This is a genomic window from Rhodococcus globerulus, from assembly GCF_019334125.1.
GTDB classification, from domain to species: domain Bacteria; phylum Actinomycetota; class Actinomycetes; order Mycobacteriales; family Mycobacteriaceae; genus Rhodococcus_F; species Rhodococcus_F globerula.
This window is the reverse complement of the sequence record NZ_CP079698.1, coordinates 1169329-1185572: the sequence shown is the minus strand read 5'-3', so window position 1 is coordinate 1185572 and position 16244 is coordinate 1169329. Positions and strand designations below refer to the sequence as shown.

General features: G+C 62.0%; 15 protein-coding genes and 1 pseudogene. 11 read left to right on the top strand and 5 right to left on the bottom strand.

The window, feature by feature from the left end:
• The first annotated feature begins 13 nt into the window (after positions 1 to 13).
• Genes KYT97_RS05300 through KYT97_RS05260 form a run of 9 tightly spaced genes read left to right on the top strand, consistent with a single transcriptional unit; the run spans position 14 to position 9596 of the window.
• A complete protein-coding gene (locus KYT97_RS05300) occupies positions 14 to 787 on the top strand; it encodes an ABC transporter ATP-binding protein (protein WP_033230813.1) in 774 nt (257 codons plus the stop codon).
• A complete protein-coding gene (locus tag KYT97_RS05295) occupies positions 780 to 1589 on the top strand; it encodes an ABC transporter ATP-binding protein (protein WP_033230812.1) in 810 nt (269 codons plus the stop codon). Before KYT97_RS05300 ends, KYT97_RS05295 begins: the two co-directional genes overlap by 8 nt.
• Positions 1582 to 2472, top strand: coding sequence for a branched-chain amino acid ABC transporter permease (locus KYT97_RS05290; protein WP_033230811.1), 891 nt, complete (start codon positions 1582 to 1584; stop codon positions 2470 to 2472). The genes KYT97_RS05295 and KYT97_RS05290 overlap by 8 nt, the downstream gene beginning before the upstream one ends.
• Positions 2465 to 3595 (top strand): branched-chain amino acid ABC transporter permease, encoded by a 1131-nt coding sequence (locus tag KYT97_RS05285; protein WP_033230810.1) that lies wholly within the window; start codon positions 2465 to 2467, stop codon positions 3593 to 3595. The genes KYT97_RS05290 and KYT97_RS05285 overlap by 8 nt, the downstream gene beginning before the upstream one ends.
• Complete coding sequence (locus KYT97_RS05280; RefSeq protein WP_033230809.1) at positions 3595 to 5121, top strand: class I adenylate-forming enzyme family protein; 1527 nt, start codon at positions 3595 to 3597, stop codon at positions 5119 to 5121. Before KYT97_RS05285 ends, KYT97_RS05280 begins: the two co-directional genes overlap by 1 nt.
• Before the next feature lie 39 nt (positions 5122 to 5160).
• A complete protein-coding gene (locus tag KYT97_RS05275; RefSeq protein ID WP_116101341.1) occupies positions 5161 to 6711 on the top strand; it encodes an AMP-binding protein in 1551 nt (516 codons plus the stop codon).
• Positions 6712 to 6738: 27 nt separating this feature from the next.
• Positions 6739 to 7464, top strand: a complete 726-nt coding sequence (locus KYT97_RS05270) for a GntR family transcriptional regulator (RefSeq protein ID WP_033230807.1) — start codon at positions 6739 to 6741, stop codon at positions 7462 to 7464.
• A gap of 33 nt (positions 7465 to 7497) precedes the next feature.
• Entirely contained in the window at positions 7498 to 8664 is a 1167-nt protein-coding gene (locus KYT97_RS05265; protein WP_033230806.1) for an enolase C-terminal domain-like protein, read from the top strand.
• An 8-nt stretch (positions 8665 to 8672) separates the two neighbouring features.
• A complete protein-coding gene (locus KYT97_RS05260; RefSeq protein WP_033231397.1) occupies positions 8673 to 9596 on the top strand; it encodes a ketopantoate reductase family protein in 924 nt (307 codons plus the stop codon).
• Between the two features lie 49 nt (positions 9597 to 9645).
• Here the strand turns inward: KYT97_RS05260 and leuC are convergent, their stop codons facing one another.
• Positions 9646 to 11064 (bottom strand): 3-isopropylmalate dehydratase large subunit, encoded by a 1419-nt coding sequence (gene leuC, locus KYT97_RS05255; protein WP_095886411.1) that lies wholly within the window; start codon positions 11062 to 11064, stop codon positions 9646 to 9648.
• Positions 11065 to 11080: 16 nt separating this feature from the next.
• A complete protein-coding gene (locus KYT97_RS05250) occupies positions 11081 to 11647 on the bottom strand; it encodes a VOC family protein (protein WP_425332399.1) in 567 nt (188 codons plus the stop codon).
• Between the two features lie 148 nt (positions 11648 to 11795).
• On the opposite strand from KYT97_RS05250, the gene KYT97_RS05245 reads away from it, so the two are divergent.
• Positions 11796 to 12413 carry a TetR/AcrR family transcriptional regulator gene (locus KYT97_RS05245; RefSeq protein WP_033230803.1) on the top strand — a complete coding sequence of 206 codons (618 nt, stop codon included), beginning with the start codon at positions 11796 to 11798 and terminating at the stop codon, positions 12411 to 12413.
• 69 nt (positions 12414 to 12482) lie between these two features.
• Entirely contained in the window at positions 12483 to 13604 is a 1122-nt protein-coding gene (locus KYT97_RS05240) for an alpha/beta hydrolase (protein WP_045070009.1), read from the top strand.
• 79 nt (positions 13605 to 13683) lie between these two features.
• Here the strand turns inward: KYT97_RS05240 and KYT97_RS05235 are convergent.
• From KYT97_RS05235 to KYT97_RS05225, 3 genes and pseudogenes are all read right to left on the bottom strand, one after another.
• A pseudogene (locus KYT97_RS05235) lies at positions 13684 to 13914 on the bottom strand (MBL fold metallo-hydrolase); the annotation flags it as partial.
• Positions 13915 to 14491: 577 nt separating this feature from the next.
• A complete protein-coding gene (locus KYT97_RS05230) occupies positions 14492 to 15934 on the bottom strand; it encodes a phospholipase D-like domain-containing protein (protein ID WP_095886410.1) in 1443 nt (480 codons plus the stop codon).
• A complete protein-coding gene (locus KYT97_RS05225) occupies positions 15931 to 16170 on the bottom strand; it encodes a hypothetical protein (protein WP_033230800.1) in 240 nt (79 codons plus the stop codon). The genes KYT97_RS05230 and KYT97_RS05225 overlap by 4 nt, the downstream gene beginning before the upstream one ends.
• Positions 16171 to 16244 lie beyond the last annotated feature (74 nt).

Genomic DNA, 16244 nt, shown 5'->3' with positions numbered 1-16244 from the left:
GAGGAGGGCCACGATGATCGAAGTCGATTCCCTTGCAGTGAGTTACGGTTCTGCGAAGGTATTCCACGACGTGAACCTGCGCGTCGACGAGGGACAGATCGTTGCGCTGATCGGGAATAACGGTGCGGGTAAAACGACACTCCTGCGGGCACTCTCGGGAATTCTCGGTGCCCAAGGCGGACAGGTGGTCGCCGGGACGGTGCGCGGCGAGGGTCTGGACCTCGATCGGAGCAATGCAGACAAGATCGTTCGACACGGCATCGTTCAGGTGCCTGAAGGGCGTCGAATCTTCGCGCAGCTGACGGTCCAGGAGAACCTCATGGCCGGCGCGTTGTCGGTGCGTTCGCGGTCCCGCGTGGCGGCCAGCCTGCGCCGGGTCCGCGAACTGTTTCCGATCCTCGTAGAGAGGGCCGGCCAAACCGCCGGCCTGCTGTCCGGTGGAGAGCAGCAGATGCTCGCAATCGGACGGGCGCTGATGAGTGAGCCGAAGGTATTACTGATGGATGAGCCGTCGTTGGGTCTGGCTCCTCTCGTCGCTCGGCAGATCATGGACACGATTACACAGGTGAATGCGGACGGGACGAGTGTCCTACTGGTTGAACAGAATACGAGGCTTGCACTCTCCGTCGCGCACCATGCGTACGTCCTCAACGGCGGTACCATGGCCGCGCAGGGGCCGGCCGCAGACCTGATCGATTCCGACATGCTCCTCGAGCTCACACTGGGTAAGACCACCGCCCACGGTTCCGCCGTGCTGACCAAGGCAGGGGGCCGGGGTGATGAGTGAAGTAGACGGAAACCTTCTCACGGCCGAGGGACTCACGGTTCGGTTCGGCGGCGTTCTTGCACTCGATGATGTCTCGTTTGCCATCCGGCGGGGCACGATTCATTCGTTGATCGGGCCGAACGGGGCCGGGAAATCGACGTGTTTCAACGCACTCACTGCGCTGTATCCCCTGGCGTCGGGCATGGTTCGTTTCGGTGACGTGCGGCTAGATACAGTGCCACAGCACCAGATCATCACCCACGGAATTGCCCGTACGTTCCAGAATCTGGTGCTCCCGCCGCATCTGACAGTGGCGGACACACTTCGTGTCGGTCGCCACCACCGCACGCGCACTGGGATGTTCGCCGCTGCGCTTGCTCTCCCGTCAGCGCGTCGTGAGAGGACTGAGGACGACGAAGTCGTTCGCACGATGGCGGAGGCGCTGGGAATCGAGAAGTACCTCGACCAGTCCGTGGGTCCGTTGCCTTACGGCATCCGAAAGAAGGTGGAGATCGCCCGCGCTTTGTGTGCGCAGCCGTCGCTGCTGTTACTCGACGAGCCTGTTGCCGGAATGAACGATGCCGAATCGTGGGCCCTGGGTGAGCAGATACTGGAATGCCGCGATCGCTTCGATCTGACCGTGCTTCTCGTCGAGCACGACATGGACTTGGTTCTCGGTCTCTCCGACCACATCACCGTATTGCAGTCCGGCAGGGTAATTGCCGACGCCGCACCTGAAGTGGTGCAACGAGATCCCGCTGTCATCGCCGCATACCTCGGTAGTGAGGCGCCGTTCGAAGTCGAGAGGACTTCTCGTGGATAGTTTCTTGAATGCCTTGGCCGGTGGGGTCTCACTCGGCGCGCTGTATGCCGTGATGGCCCTAGGATTCGTGGTCATCTACCGAGCCACCGGGATCCTCAATTTCGCCCACGGCGGGTTCCTGCTCTCCGGCGTTTTCGTGGCGGCACTCGTCAGCGAATCGCATGGATATCTGGTCGGTGTCCTAGCCGGGTTGGCGGTGGGAGCGCTGGTCGCGATCGTCACCGACGTCGTTTTCATTCGTCAATCACGAACACAGGACCACGTAACTCTGACGATTCTTACTCTCGGCGTGAATTTGCTGATCGTCACCGAAGTCAGCCGTCGTCTCGGAGCGGAAACGTGGCCACTGAATGATCCGGTCGGGGATCGCATCGTCGAGTTCGGGATGATTACGATGCCTGCGTCCCGGCTCATTGCGCTCGGCGTTGCGGTAGCTGCGATCGCGGTGTTTCTGCTCTTGTTCCGCTTTACCAACTGGGGGCTGGCAATGCGGGTGAGCAACCAGGATGCGGAGGTTGCCAAGTTGATGGGCGTGCGTTTGTCGCGTGTCTCGTGGACGAGCTGGGCGATTGGTGGTGCACTGGCCGTTCTCGCAGGGTTGTTCCTTGCGTCCTTCCCGGCTGCAGGTGTTGCACCGTCCTTGGCGGACACAGCATTTCGCGCTTTCCCGGCTGCCGTTATCGGCGGTCTGGGATCGGTCACCGGCGCGCTGGTCGGCGGATTGATGCTCGGCCTGACGGAGGCGTTTGCGGCAACCTACGAGAGTTCTTTGGGCGGGTGGGCGCACAACCTTTCGGGTATCAGCGCCTGGATTCTTCTGCTGGTCGTCCTGCTGGTGCGTTCCGAGGGGCTGTTCAGCACAAAGCAGGTGGCCCGTGTCTAGAGGACGTTTCCTCGTGGTGGGTCTTGTGGTCGCACTGGTCATCGCGCCGTACTTCGTCGGCGAGTTCTGGTTGCAACTAGGCGGTTTGGCGATGGCGGCAGCGATCGCTGCGATGGGTTTGGCGATGCTCGTGGGCGTGGCGGGGCAGATTTCGTTGGCGCATGCGGTCTTCGTCGGTATCGGCGCCTACGGGTACGTCACATTGGCGAGCCCACCCGGTGACAATGTCTGGGGCCTGGGTTTGCCGCCTGCGGTCGCAGCCGTCGGGGCAGTGCTCACCGCGGGGATCGGGGGCCTGCTGCTCAGCCCGTTGTCGAGTCGGGTAACCGGACTCTATCTGGCGGTCGTCACCATCGGGCTTGTGTTCATCTGGGTTCACTTTCTCAACGAGGTCGAACAATTGAGCGGTGGCTACATCGGCAGAGCTGTCCCGGAATTCGAGATCCTCGGCGTGAATTTCGGTGACAGCGAACCGTGGAATGTGCTCGGTGTGCCCTTCGGCGCGGTGGAGAAACTGTGGTTGCTCGGAATCGCACTCGTAGCAGTTGCGTACATTGCGGCTCGCAGAATTGTTCAGGCCAGGCCCGGCCTGGCTCTGTCCATGGTGCGTGAGAGCGAAGTGGCGGCCTCGGCGATGGGTGTCAACGTAGGCCGGAACAAGGCTGCGGCATTCTTCGTCGCCTCCGTATACGCCGGTATTGCGGGTGTCCTTCTTGCAGTGACGATTCAGTTCATCACTCCACAGGCGTTCGGGTTCCTGCTGTCGACCGATTACCTGGTCATCATCATCATCGGTGGTCTCGGCAGCCTGCGCGGCGCCATTGCCGGCGCGGTGTTCGTCACCGCACTGCCGCGGGTGCTCGGGCAGTTCGCCGGCAACATTCCCTTTCTCGTGCCAGTAGGACAAGGCGGCATCGACGCAAACGTCATGAGCGTTTTTGTCTACTGCGGTCTACTGATTCTCGTGATCATGTTTGCCCGCGGTGGGCTCGATCGAGTTCTCGGATGGCTGCTCGGACCGACGCACCGCGCGGGCTCCAGACCCGGGCCGAAGCAAGAACTCGCGCCGCCGCCTGAGCCTGACCCGACGCCCGAACCACACCAGGAGAAGGAGACCGTCTGATGTACACCTGGCTGCATGTCCTTGACTGGCGTGCCACATCCGATCCGGACGCGCTGGCCGTGAGCGACGATCGGGAGCAGTTGACCTACCGACAGTTTCGAGCCCGCGTCGAGCGCACTGCTGCGCAGTGGTGGGCACGCGGCATTCGGCCGGACGACGTTGTGGCGGTGATCGCACGCAACAGCGCCGAATTTCTGGTTCAGACATTGGGTCTCATGAGACTCGGAGCGCTGCCGTTGCTCGTGAACTGGCGAATGACTGCGCACGAAATCGATCGTTTGCTCGATACTGCCACGCCCGCAGGTATTTTCGTCGACCAGGCCTATCAGTCCGTCATGGAGAACCGAGACGATCTCGTCCGTGTGGTTTCAGGAGCGAAGAGTGAGGGCTGGACGGGAGCGGATTGCTGCGGCGAACCACCGGCGCCGTATCCACGGGATCGGTTGCGTGCCGATCAGGCGGCGTTCCTCATGCACAGTAGTGGAACCACCGGTCTGCCCAAGATCATCCCGCTCGATCACGGCGCCCTCATCCGGGGGCTCGCGGGGTTCGCGATCGACATCGGCGACCAGCAGCGAGGCAGTCGCCACCTGGTGATGATGCCGCTGTTCCACCTCGCAGGGTTCGCCCAGGCGATGCAGTGCTTCCTCACCGGAGGAACGCTCTTCATTCACGACGGTGTCGACATCGACCGCGTCATCGACGTGATCGGGCGCGAGCGGATCAACTTCTTCACCGCCGCCCCGACTATCGTCGAGATGCTCGTTGACACGATGGAGCGGACCACACAGGACGCAGATCTGTCGAGCCTGCTCGAAGTGCAGTACGGCGCTGCCCCGATCGAATCGGAGCTGCTCGAGAGGGCGCTTCGTGTGATCTGCCGACGGTTCCGACAAATCTACGGCAGCACCGAACTCCAGGGTTTCCTGTCGGTCCTGCGACCGGAGGATCATGTCCCGGGGAGCGCTCGGCTCGCTACCGCGGGCCAGATCTCGCAGGGATGGGAGGCGCGGATCGTCGATCCCGCCGGGAACGCGCAACCGACGGGCGCACCCGGCGAGTTGTGGGTTCGTAGCGAGAATGTCATCCGCGAGTACTGGCGAAATCCCGTCGAGACCGAAGCAGCCTTCACCAGTGACGGCTGGTACCGGACGGGCGACATGGCAGTGCTCGACGAGGACAACTTCCTCCGGATCGTCGGACGTTCGAAAGACATGATCATCAGCGGCGGCGAGAACGTGTACCCCGCCGAAATCGAGCGGGCACTGCTCGACCACCCGGCAGTTGTCGACGTCGCAGTCGTTGCACGGCCGCATCCGAAGTGGGGTGAGACCCCGGTGGCGTTCGTCGTGTGCGCAGCGGGTGTCGTCCCGGATGTCGGCGAACTGGACAGCCATTGCCGAGAACGGCTGGCGGGGTTCAAGTGTCCGTCCTCGATCCAACACATCACAGAGCTGCCGCGCAATGCTCTGGGCAAGGTGCGCAAAGTCGAACTGCGCGAGCGCCTGGTAGCCGGTTCCGCCTGAACGGCCCTTCAGCTTCGCGTACAAGAGGACGAGGAGAACATGGATCATCATTATTCAATCGGACGAATGCTCGAGTACTGGTCACAGGAAAGGCCCGATTCACCTGGTATTGCCGTCGAAGGTGTTGCCGCACATACCTTTGGCGAGTGGTATCGGCACAGCAGTCGGCTCGCCAACGGCTTCGCTGTTTTGGTGCCTGATAGTGCCACCATCCGTGGCGTCGGTTTTGCGGGAAAGAGTGCAGTGTCGTGGGGAGTGGTGCTTGCTGCAGCTTCCTTGGTGAAAGCCACTGCTACGCCACTTAATTGGCGGCTGAGCCGCCGGGAGATGCAAGAGATAGTCGCGGATGCGAACCTGGATGCGATCGTGGTCGAGGCAGAATTTATGCCGCAGTTCGGATATCCGGTACCGGAGGACGGCCGTACCCGCCTACTCGTCCCGGATGCACAGCCACAGGATTTCGAGAATTGGCTGGCGCAGTTTTCCGAGGAGCCTGTGACACCCGCCGCCGGCCCGGACGATATCGCGCTCATGGTTTATACGTCGGGAACATCCGGTCGGCCCAAGGGTGTGCAGCTGTCCAACCGGGCGATCGCTGCCAATCTTGCGTCCAACCCACCCTGGCAGATCCACCCGGGAGACGTTGTCATGGTTCCGGCGCCGAACTTCCATATTTCCGGCACCGGTTGGATCTTCTACTGTCTCGGGCTTGGCGCCGGTTCGCACCACGTTCTCGACGTCCGTCCGGAGTTGGTGCTGCCCGTCCTGGCCGGGGGCGCTGTCAACCACGCTTTGACAGTGCCCGCCGTGGTGCAGATGTTGGTCGAGCACGAGAGTGCGCGCCGCTCGACGTACCCGGAGTTGCGGACCCTGATCTATGGCGGTTCGCCGATGTCGCCCACCGTTGCCTCGGTTGCGCAGGACGTCTTCGGCTGTGACCTCATGCAAGCCTATGGAATGACCGAAACTTGCGGTCCGATAACGATTCTCGATGCAGAGGATCATCGCGGCGGCGGCCTGCTGCTCGCGTCGGCCGGTCGGCCTGTGCGCGGCGTCGAAATGGGTGTCTTCGACCCTGTCACGGGGGAACGGGTATCGGTGGGTGCGACCGGCGAGGTGTGGACACGCAGCGAGATGCTGTTGACGGGATACCACAACCAGCCGGATGAACTAGCCGCAGTGCTCAGTGGCGACGGTTGGTTCCGGACTGGAGACGCGGGCTACCTCGACGAAGACGGGTATCTGTTTCTCTGCGACCGGGTCAAGGACATGATTGTCTCCGGCGGGGAGAACGTGTATCCGGTGGAAGTGGAGAACGTGCTCATGGCGCATCCCGCTGTGCGCGACGCCGCCGTGATCGCAGTGCCGCACGAGCGTTGGGGTGAGACGGTGAAAGCCGTGATTGTGCCCACCCGCGAGGGCCTGGATGTGAGCGACGTGATCTCCTACTGCCGGCAGCATCTGGCGCACTACAAGTGCCCCACGTCGGTTGACATCGTGGCCGAACTACCGCGAAACCCCAGTGGCAAGCTTCTCAAACGTGAGCTGCGCAGGCCCTATTGGGCGCAACATGAGCGGGGGATCGCATGAATCCCCACGACCGGGAGGAAAAGATAAGTGGTAGCTCGGTATGAGGAGGTAGCGCGTTCACTCGCCCGACGGATCGAGGACGGGTCGTATCCGGTGGGCTCGAAGCTGCCGACGGAGATAAGCCTCGCCGACAGCTACGCAGTGTCCCGAGCCACGGTCCGTTCGGCGTTGGGTTCCCTGGAGAGCTTGGGCATGGTGTCGCGGCGACGCAAGATCGGGACAACGGTGGAATCCATCCAGCCCACCGGCGGATATTCGCGCACCGTCACGAACATGAACGATTTGCTGCAGTACTCGGTCGAGACTCGACGGCTGGTGCTGACTCGAGACGGCGTGGTTGCCGATCAGCTGTTGGCTGAGCAGATCGGCGGCCATGCCGGTGATCGGTGGGCGCGCATCCGGATGTTGCGCCTCGGTGATCTCGGTGAAGAGAGCCCGGTGTGCCACACGGACGTGTACCTCGATCCTGACGTCGCCGCTACCGTCGGAGACCGCCTCGAACGCCCGGACGGTCTCATCAACGAGATCGTCGAGCGGTGTACCGGGCGCCTGACCGATCGCGTCGAGCAGCGAATCCGTGCGTGCGCCTTGCCGAACGACCTTGCCGATCTATTGCGTGCCGAGGCGGGTTCGCCCTGCCTCGAAATCACCCGCAGATATGTAGAGAGCTCGGGGGCGGTAGCCCAGGTGACGGTGTCGATACACCCGGGCGATCGATTCGACTTCAACGTGTCGATGCAGCGGCGTCGTTGAGAACAGCTAGCTCAGAACAGCTATGGAGGAAAATTGAGGATCACCGAGATCCGCGAGCTTGATGTGCCGCTGGTCGGCGCCATCTCGAACGCGGTTGTCAGCTTCGATCGGCACAAGGTGTCCCTTGTCGCCGTTGTCACCGACATAATTCGGAACGGGCGTCCGTTGGTGGGTGTTGCCTTCAACTCGATCGGGAGGCACTCGCAGGGCGGTATTCTGCGCGAACGGATGATTCCGCGGGTCCTCGAGGCAGACCCGGACACTCTGCTGTCGCCGACCACCGGGTTGCTGGATCCTGCTCGGGTTCTGAAGGTCGCCCGCACAGACGAGAAGCCAGGAGGTCACGGAGACCGCGCGGCGGCGGCGAGTGCGATCGAACTGGCGGTGTGGGACGTGCTCGCCAAGTACCACGATGAACCGGTTTACCAGACGATCGCGCGAGCATACGGCCGGACGCCGCTGGCTTCGGGTGCGCCGGTCTACGCCGCCGGAGGTTACTACCAGGACATCGACGACCTGGGGAGATTGCGAGCTGAGATCGCCGGTTACCGGGCTGCCGGATACTCGGCCGTCAAGATCAAGATCGGTGGGGTCGAACTCGGCGAGGATCTGCGCCGGATCGATGCTGCCATCGAGGTCACCGGGAGCGGACGACATCTGGCGGTCGATGCAAACGGTCGTTTCGACCGTGACCAAGCCTTGAAATACGCCGAGGCGCTCGCCCCCTATGGTCTGCGCTGGTACGAGGAGGCGGTCGATCCGCTCGATTACGCCCTGTGCAGCGATCTGTGCGAGGTCTACGACGGCGTGATCGCGACTGGCGAGAACCTTTTTTCCACACAAGACGTCGGTAACCTCCTCCGATTCGGTGGTCTACGACCGGATCGCGACATCCTCCAGATGGATGCGGGACTGAGTTACGGCCTGACCGAGTACGCGGAAATGATTGCGCTGATGGAACACCGGGGCTTCGATCGAACGGCCGCAATGCCCCACGGTGGGCACCTGATGAATCTGCATATCGTCGTCGGGTTGGGTTTGGGCGGTTGCGAAGCGTATCCGGGTGTCTTCCAACCGTTCGGCGGTTACAGCGACGATTGTGTCCTGGCCGACGGACTGATTCGACCCGCGGACAACCCCGGGTTCGGGTTGGAGGCGAAGTCGGGTCTGGCCGAGAGAATCGTGGAGTTGGTGACATGAACCAATCTCTGAAGATTGCAGTAGTAGGTTGCGGCGCAATGGGTTCCGTGTACGCAGGCCGCTTGTCTGGGGCCGGCCACGACGTGCTGGTGGTGGACCGCTGGGGAGATCACGTTCAGGCCATCTCAACCTCGGGTCTGCGAATTTCAGGTCCGGACGGGGAACGTGTGGTGCCTGTGCGCGCTTTCCTGACGATCCCGAACGAGTCGGTTGATCTCGTCGTACTCGCTGTCAAGGCCGCCGACGTCGCCGGCGCCGCCGCCTCCCTCGGGATGTTGATCGGTGACGACACCGTGGTGCTCACGATTCAGAACGGATTGGGATCGGCGGACGAGGTCGCTCGGCACATCGGCGCAGACCGACTGGCTGTGGGCATTGCAAGCGGTTTCGGCGCGTCGCTGATCGCTCCTGGCCGGGTGAATCACAACGCGATGAGGGCGATGCGATTCGGTGCTTACGAAGATCTCTCGTTCGAGGCCGTCGACAGGGTTGCCGGTGCGTGGCGGACAGCGGGATTCGACGCGCTGGCTGTGGCCGACATCGCAGCGATGCAGTGGGAGAAGCTGATCTGCAATGTCGCATACAGTGCGCCGTGTGCGCTCACCGGTCTCACCGTGGGCGATGTGCTCGATCACGAGCACATGGGTCCGGTCAGCCGGGCCGCCGCGACGGAGACCTGGGAGATAGCCAGGGCCCGCGATATCGCGATCGATGTGGCAGACCCGGTCGCTTTCGTACGGGATTTCGGTGCGGCGATGCCCGCAGCAAAACCGTCGGCGCTACTCGATCACGAAGCCGGGCGGGTCAGTGAGATCGGATCGATCAACGGCGCTGTTCCCCGAGAAGCCGCAAAGGTGGGGCGGCTTGCGCCGGTCAATGCGACACTGACGGCACTGGTCCGAACCCGTGAAGCCGGATTCGGGGTTCGATAGGCAGACGGAGCCGAGTGTTGCGACCGGCTCGGTGGTTAAACCGGCCGGCTCAGTGGTCCCCAGGACCGCTGAGCCGGCCGCGCACTGCCGTCATCGCCGCTACTGCAGGCGATACCAGGTGAGTCCGCGCCCCAGGGCCTTGGCGACCCTCGAAATTCCGATTGGTCGTCGATGCCGAACGTTGTCCGGGACCAAGTGCATCCGGGTTCATGGCAGTGCACATCGAACACCCGGCGGAACGCCACGCAAATCCGGCCTGAGTGAAGATCCGGTCGAGGCCCTCAGCCTCGGCCGCCGCCGCAACGGCTCGTGAACCGGGAACGACGAGGGCCCGGACGCCGGGAGCAACGGTGCGGCCTGTGAGAACCTGGGCTGCCGCACGTAAGTCTTCGAGCCGACCGTTGGTACACGATCCGATGAAAACAGTGTCAATTGTTATGTCGCGCATAGGCGTTCCTGGCTCGAGGGCCATGTAGGCAAGGGCGCGTGTCGCCGCTTCGCGCTCGGCGGGATCGCTGTAGTCGTCGGGGGATGGGACAAAGCCGTCCAGCGAGACCGAGTGACTGGGGATGGTGCCCCAGGTGACCGTGGGGGAGACGTCGGAGGCGGACAATTCGTGCGTGTAGTCGAAGAGGGCGCCGTCGTCCGTCTGCAAGGTTTGCCAGTAGGTGAGCACCTGGTTCCACAAAGCGCCTGTCGGAGCGTGCTTGCGGCCGCGCAGATAAGCAAAGGTCACGCCGTCGGGGGCAACCAGGCCGCCGCGTGCGCCGCATTCGATAGTCATGTTGCACAAGGTCATTCGCTGTTCCATGCTGAGCGAACGAATCGCGCTTCCGCGGTATTCGATGACGCTTCCGGCGCCGCCGTTGGGACCTAGAGTGCGAACGACGTACAGGGCGAGGTCTTTTGCGCTCACGCTGGTGTCGAGATGGCCGTCGACGCATACCTGCATCGAATTCGGCTTCTCCATGCGGAGTGTTTGTGTCGCCATGACGTGCTCGACCTGACTCGTTCCGATCCCGAATGCAAGTGCGCCGAACGCTCCGTGGGTGGAGGTGTGCGAATCGCCGCACACTATTGTCAGGCCGGGCTGCGTCAAGCCCTGCTCGGGTCCGATGACGTGAACGATGCCGTTGCCGGCTGAGTCCATGGGGTTGTGTGGCACACCGAAGGCCGCGCAGTTGCGGCGAACCAACTCCAATTGCAGTCGGCTCATCGGATCCGAGATGGGAGACCCAGCTCCGGTGGTAGGTACGTTGTGGTCCTCCGTCGCCATGGTCAGATCCGGCCGACGGACTGGACGGCCCGCGGCCCGGAGTCCCTCGAAGGCTTGTGGAGACGTCATTTCGTGAAGCAAGTGCAGGTCGACGTAGAGCAGGTCGGGGCCGGTTTCGCCGCGAACCACAACGTGCTCGTCCCAGAGCTTGTCGAACAGGGTACGCGGCGCCACGGCCCGTCCTTCCGGTATTCAGTCAGTGCTGGCTCTAGTCGTTGACGGATACGGGCTTACGGCGGTCCGCTCCAGTTCGCGGAGTGTGTGAGACGTCGAGCGGACCGAAGGCACGCATCCAGCATGCGAACTCGAGGAGTATGCCGTCGGGGTCCTGGAAGTAGAACGAGCGGACGTACACGCCGTCGTGCATCTCGGTCGCGATCTGGGAAGGGCTGTCGTCGTGATTCACGAGAGGGCCCACCCGGACACCTGATTCCTTCAGCTTCTGGCGATAGTCCTGGAACTTCTCCGGTGGGACATCGAACGCGATGTGATTGAGCGAACTCACAGCGCTCGTCCATTCGCCGAAGCCGGGCTTCTCGACCGGCGCGGAAATGCCTGGCACGCCGTCGGGAGCGTCGGTGAACCAGAAGAACGCTAGTGAGTTCCCGTTGCCGACGTCGAAGAAGAAATGTTGTCCGATGCCGTCGGGAAGATCGACGGTCTTTACGAGCGGAAAGCCGAGGATGTTGGTGTAGAAGTCCACCGTCCTTTCCATATCCGAGCAGACGAGCGCGACATGGTTGAAGCCGCGGACTTCGAAACGGGGCGAGTTCATGGGCATCCCTTCCAGAGTGAAAATATGATTCTAACATCAGATTCATATGCGGACAATGGTCGTGCAGTGAGCAGTGGGCGCAGCCTTAACGTGCTTCTGGTGTAGAAAGACGGCTGGAGATCCAAGGCTGCCGTGAAAGGGTGCGCACATGACTGGTCCTGAGAAGGCGCGACCGACAAAGCGTGGCCGCGAGACGTTGGAAGCGATCGATGCGGCTGCACGAAAGGTGATCGCGAAGAAAGGCTTCCTCAAGATGCGCGTGGCTGACATTCTCGCGGAAGCCGGAAGATCGCCGGCCTCGTTCTACAACTACTACGAATCCAAGGAGGCGTTGCTCGAGAGTTGGGCACGTCAGTTCCAGGTGGATGCGCGTGTGCGTGCGCAGGCCAATCGGAAGCTGGTCGGCCGCGAACCGAGGCAGCGTGTAGAGGCTTCAGCCAGGGCCCACTGGGAGACATACCGAGAGCGACTTGCGGAGATGGTGGGGGTCTTTCAGCTCGCCATGGTCAACGACGACTTCGCTCGGGTCTGGGACGAGCTCTGTGACGAAGCTATTTCCGGTATTGCCGAGGAAGTCGTCATCGCGCAGGAACGGGGATACTGCCCTGGCGTCGATCCACGTCTCACCGCCACGGCGATTGTGGGGATGTTGAACATGTTCAGTTACGAGAAGCTGGCTAACGGGGGCGCCGCGGGCGTAGATGACGAGGCATGCATCGCCACGTTGACCGAGATCTGGTTCCGTGCCGTGTATTGGCGCGAGTGAGAGGTATGGACTTATGGCTCGGCGCCGTGATACTAAATCTGAACCCAGATTTATAAACAAGGAGTCGTAGTGGCCATCGAACGCACCTTTGTCGGACTGCCGAGTCTTAACCTTCCCCGGATGGGCGCGGGTGGACACCCGTGTCAGGGTCTCTACCACCGGCGGGCCGGAACGCGCCCGAAGACGGCGGTCATCGCGACGCACTACCAGATCGACTTTTCCGAGCATTACATGGCGGATTATCTTGCGGAACGGGGGGTCGGCTTCCTCGGCTGGAATACCCGGTTCCGCGGCGACGAGGCGAGATTCATCCTGGATTACGCACTCAGTGATATCGGAGTTGGCGTTCGTTGGCTCCGCGAGGAAGCCGGTGTGGAGAACGTCATCCTGCTTGGCAACTCGGGCGGTGGTTCGCTCATGGCGGCTTACCAGTCTCAGGCGGTGGCACCGAGTATCACACCGTTACCCGGAATGTCCCTGGCGGCAGGTGTCGAAAACCTGCCGGCCGGCGATGCGTACATCTCGACCGCAGCTCACCTGGGTCGGCCTGACGTTCTCACTTCATGGATGGACGGTTCGGTCACTGATGAGAGCGATCCTCTGGCAACCGATTCATCCCTCGACTTGTTCGATCCGGCTAACGGGCCTGCTTACAGTGTCGAGTTCGTCGAGCGCTACCGGGCCGCGCAGGTTGCCAGAAACCATCGCATCACCAGATGGGTGAAGGAGGAATTCGAGCGACTCACGGCCGCGGGCTACCACGACCGGCCGTTTTCGGTGTTCCGGACCTGGGCTGATCCGCGGATGGTCGATCCGACCCTCGAACCCACCAATCGCAAGGCGAACCTCTGCTACGCCGGAGTCCCGGAGCGCGCCAACCGGTCGGTCTTCGGAATTGCCTCGGCCTGCACCTTGCGGACGTGGCTTTCGCTATGGAGTCTCGAGGACTCGCAGACGCGGGCGGTCGCGCATCTGCCCAACATCACCGTTCCCGCACTTGTGGTCAACGGTTTGCAGGATACGGGTGTGTTCCCCAGTGATGCTGACGCGATCCACGGGTTGATTGGCGCGCAGGACAAGGAGTTTCACGCGTTGGAGGCGGATCACTACTTCCTCACCCCCGGTGCCCGTGACGAGCTTGCCGATCTGACAGCAGCCTGGATCGAGAAGCGATTCGGAGTGTCGAGCTAGTCACAGTTTCTTCGAAATCGAATCTTCGACGACGCCCGCTCCGGTATTCGATACTGGAGCGGGCGCCCCCATCTCCAAGTCACCAACCGCGTTCGCGCCACTCCTGCAAGTGCGGACGCTCGGCGCCGAGTGTCGTGTCCTTGCCGTGGCCGGGGTAGACGATGGCGGAGTCGTCGTAGCGTCCGAAGAGCTTGGTCTCGACATCGCTGAGCAGTGAGGTGAATTTCTCGGGATCAGCGGTCTTACCCACTCCGCCTGGGAAGAGCGAGTCGCCGGTGAAAACGTGAACCTGGCCCGACGGTTCGGTGAGTTCGCAATGATCGCCGGCCCCGCAGAAGCGATCGAACTTATCATCGCGGATTCTCGGCTCGACGCGGTAATTCATGATCCCGAGGAAAATCCTCCTTTCTATCACTGAATATCGAATGTCTTCGGATCGGCGGTGAGTTCAAAGTGAAAGTTTGGAAGATCGACAAAATATTTTCAGTTCCGGAACGAACTGGCTGATTGATAACTAACGCTTCCGGATTTCGTCGAAAAAGGGGGGATCGGTAGGTTTAGTCACGAAACGGGGATGGTGCCGTTGCAAGGCGGAATGTTCGCCCCCACGACCTGCGCATCGATCTGCGCCGGGATAGATGAAAAGCGCCGCGGCCGACATTGATCAGCGATTGGAGCGATCAATCGAGTCGCCTACTGCGAGCAGGTTGAGATCAGGTTCGCGCTGCCAGCGCGTCCAGCGCGGCGAACCCCTCGGCCCCGCGCCGTTGCCGTGTGTTCCGCACACGACGACTGCATGGCGACCTCCAACGTCAGGGATGTCGAATATGTCGTGACGACTTCCATTGTTACTTCTCCGATCGACAGGTCGTGGAGCGGTTCGAGTCTCAGCGTCTGTCGAGGAGACGGCGTATCCCGTCGATTCGGTCGCTCAGCCTCGGTGGCGTACGTTCCGGATCCATCAGTGCATTTTCAGCGAGCACGTGGTCTTCGCTGTCGACTGTATTTCGGTCGAATTCACGCAGACTGCGGGCGTCGGAGGACGCAAGTGTGCGAACCGTCGTCAACAGTGAGTGCTCGCGCAACGCGTCGTCGATCTCATTCTCGGTGACGTCGAGGTGCTCGCTGAGCAGTCGGCGCCGCAGTCCGACGATCGAGGCCCGCAACTCGACATCTGAGTCGTCGTCGGATTCGACGGCGATGTCACACTCGGTGTCGAAGCCCATCGAACGGTTGTTGAGGTTCGATGACCCGATTCGCAGGAGTCGATCATCCATCACCAGGATCTTTGCGTGCACGTAAATTGGTGCACCAGAAGAGGTCACGGGATAGAACGCACCGAACCGGTCATGGACGTCGGCGGTCCACAACAGATGCAACAGGTCGTGGCGTGCCCCGTCCATCGCCTTTTGTTCCAGCCACCCGTCGGCATTGCGCGGAATGACCAGAACGATCTCCGGTCCGTCGGCCTCACGCAGGCGTGCAGCGATCGCCTCGGCCAGAGTGCGTGAGGCGAGGTACTGGCTTTCGATGTACAGCGTGTGTTCGGCACCGGCGATGGCCGCGAGATAAAGCGCCTCGATCTCGCGTACTTCAGTGCGTTCGTCGAGTTCCGGCAGAGTTCTGGCGATGGCTACGTCGACAACCCGCAACGTGGGCGCCAGATTGACGGGCCACGGTGTTGCCGTGCTCTTGACCGGTCTCAGATCCTCGCCGGTTGCGGATTTCCAGCGTGCCCGCGCCAATTCGCCGATGGCCGCGGCCGCATCGCCGTCGACCGCTGTGGTCGCGTCATGCCAAGGGCCGTAACGCCTTCCGCTCGGTGTGATTCGGTAGTCGTTGCGGTCGACGTGATCCGAGGTGTCCCAGCGGTCCACCGTCATGTCGATGCCACCGCAGAACGCCAAAGCATCGTCGATGACGATGATTTTCTGATGGTGCGCGGCGCCCACTGGGTGGGCGCCGTCGATTTCGAACCGAAGGCGCTCGTCGGTCAACCAGTTCGACACGAAGACTGGAGTCATGCCGCGTCCGATTGCGGTGAAGGCCCCTACGTTCCATTTGAGTACGAGGATTTCGAGGTCGGGTTTTTCGCGGACAAGCCAGCGTAGGAACCTGCCCAGCCGATTGGGGCCGTCGAGCGTCTTCTCGCGCGGCTCGAGTTTGATGCGCGTGTCGAAGTCCCAGCCGATCAACATGATTCGTTTTTCAGCTTGCAGCATCGCGGACTTCGCATGATGAAAGTAGTCAGCGGCATCGATAATGCAGGCAAGATTATCTGCCGGCTCGATGCGCCAGCAGGTTTCGCCCGGAGCCAGAATTCTGCTCACACGTCGACCAAATCGGCGTGGGCAGTTTCCGGCACTGCTTCCTTGGATACTTCTCGCGCCACGACGCCGACATGTGTGGCGAGTAACTCCGAAAGCTCTTCCCCGGCAACGGCACTGGCTACCGACCCGAAGATTTTGACCTCGGATGCTCCGTGGCGGCGGCGCACCGACTCCCGCTCAGTGCGCTTCGCGGTCGACACGGACCGCAGTTGCCGACTGTGGAGCGGTGCGGTCATGTGGGCTCCTTGGAAGTGACGGTTCGCGATGATGATACCGCTCAGCTAAAGAAGCCGAGGAGCTGTCCTAGCTC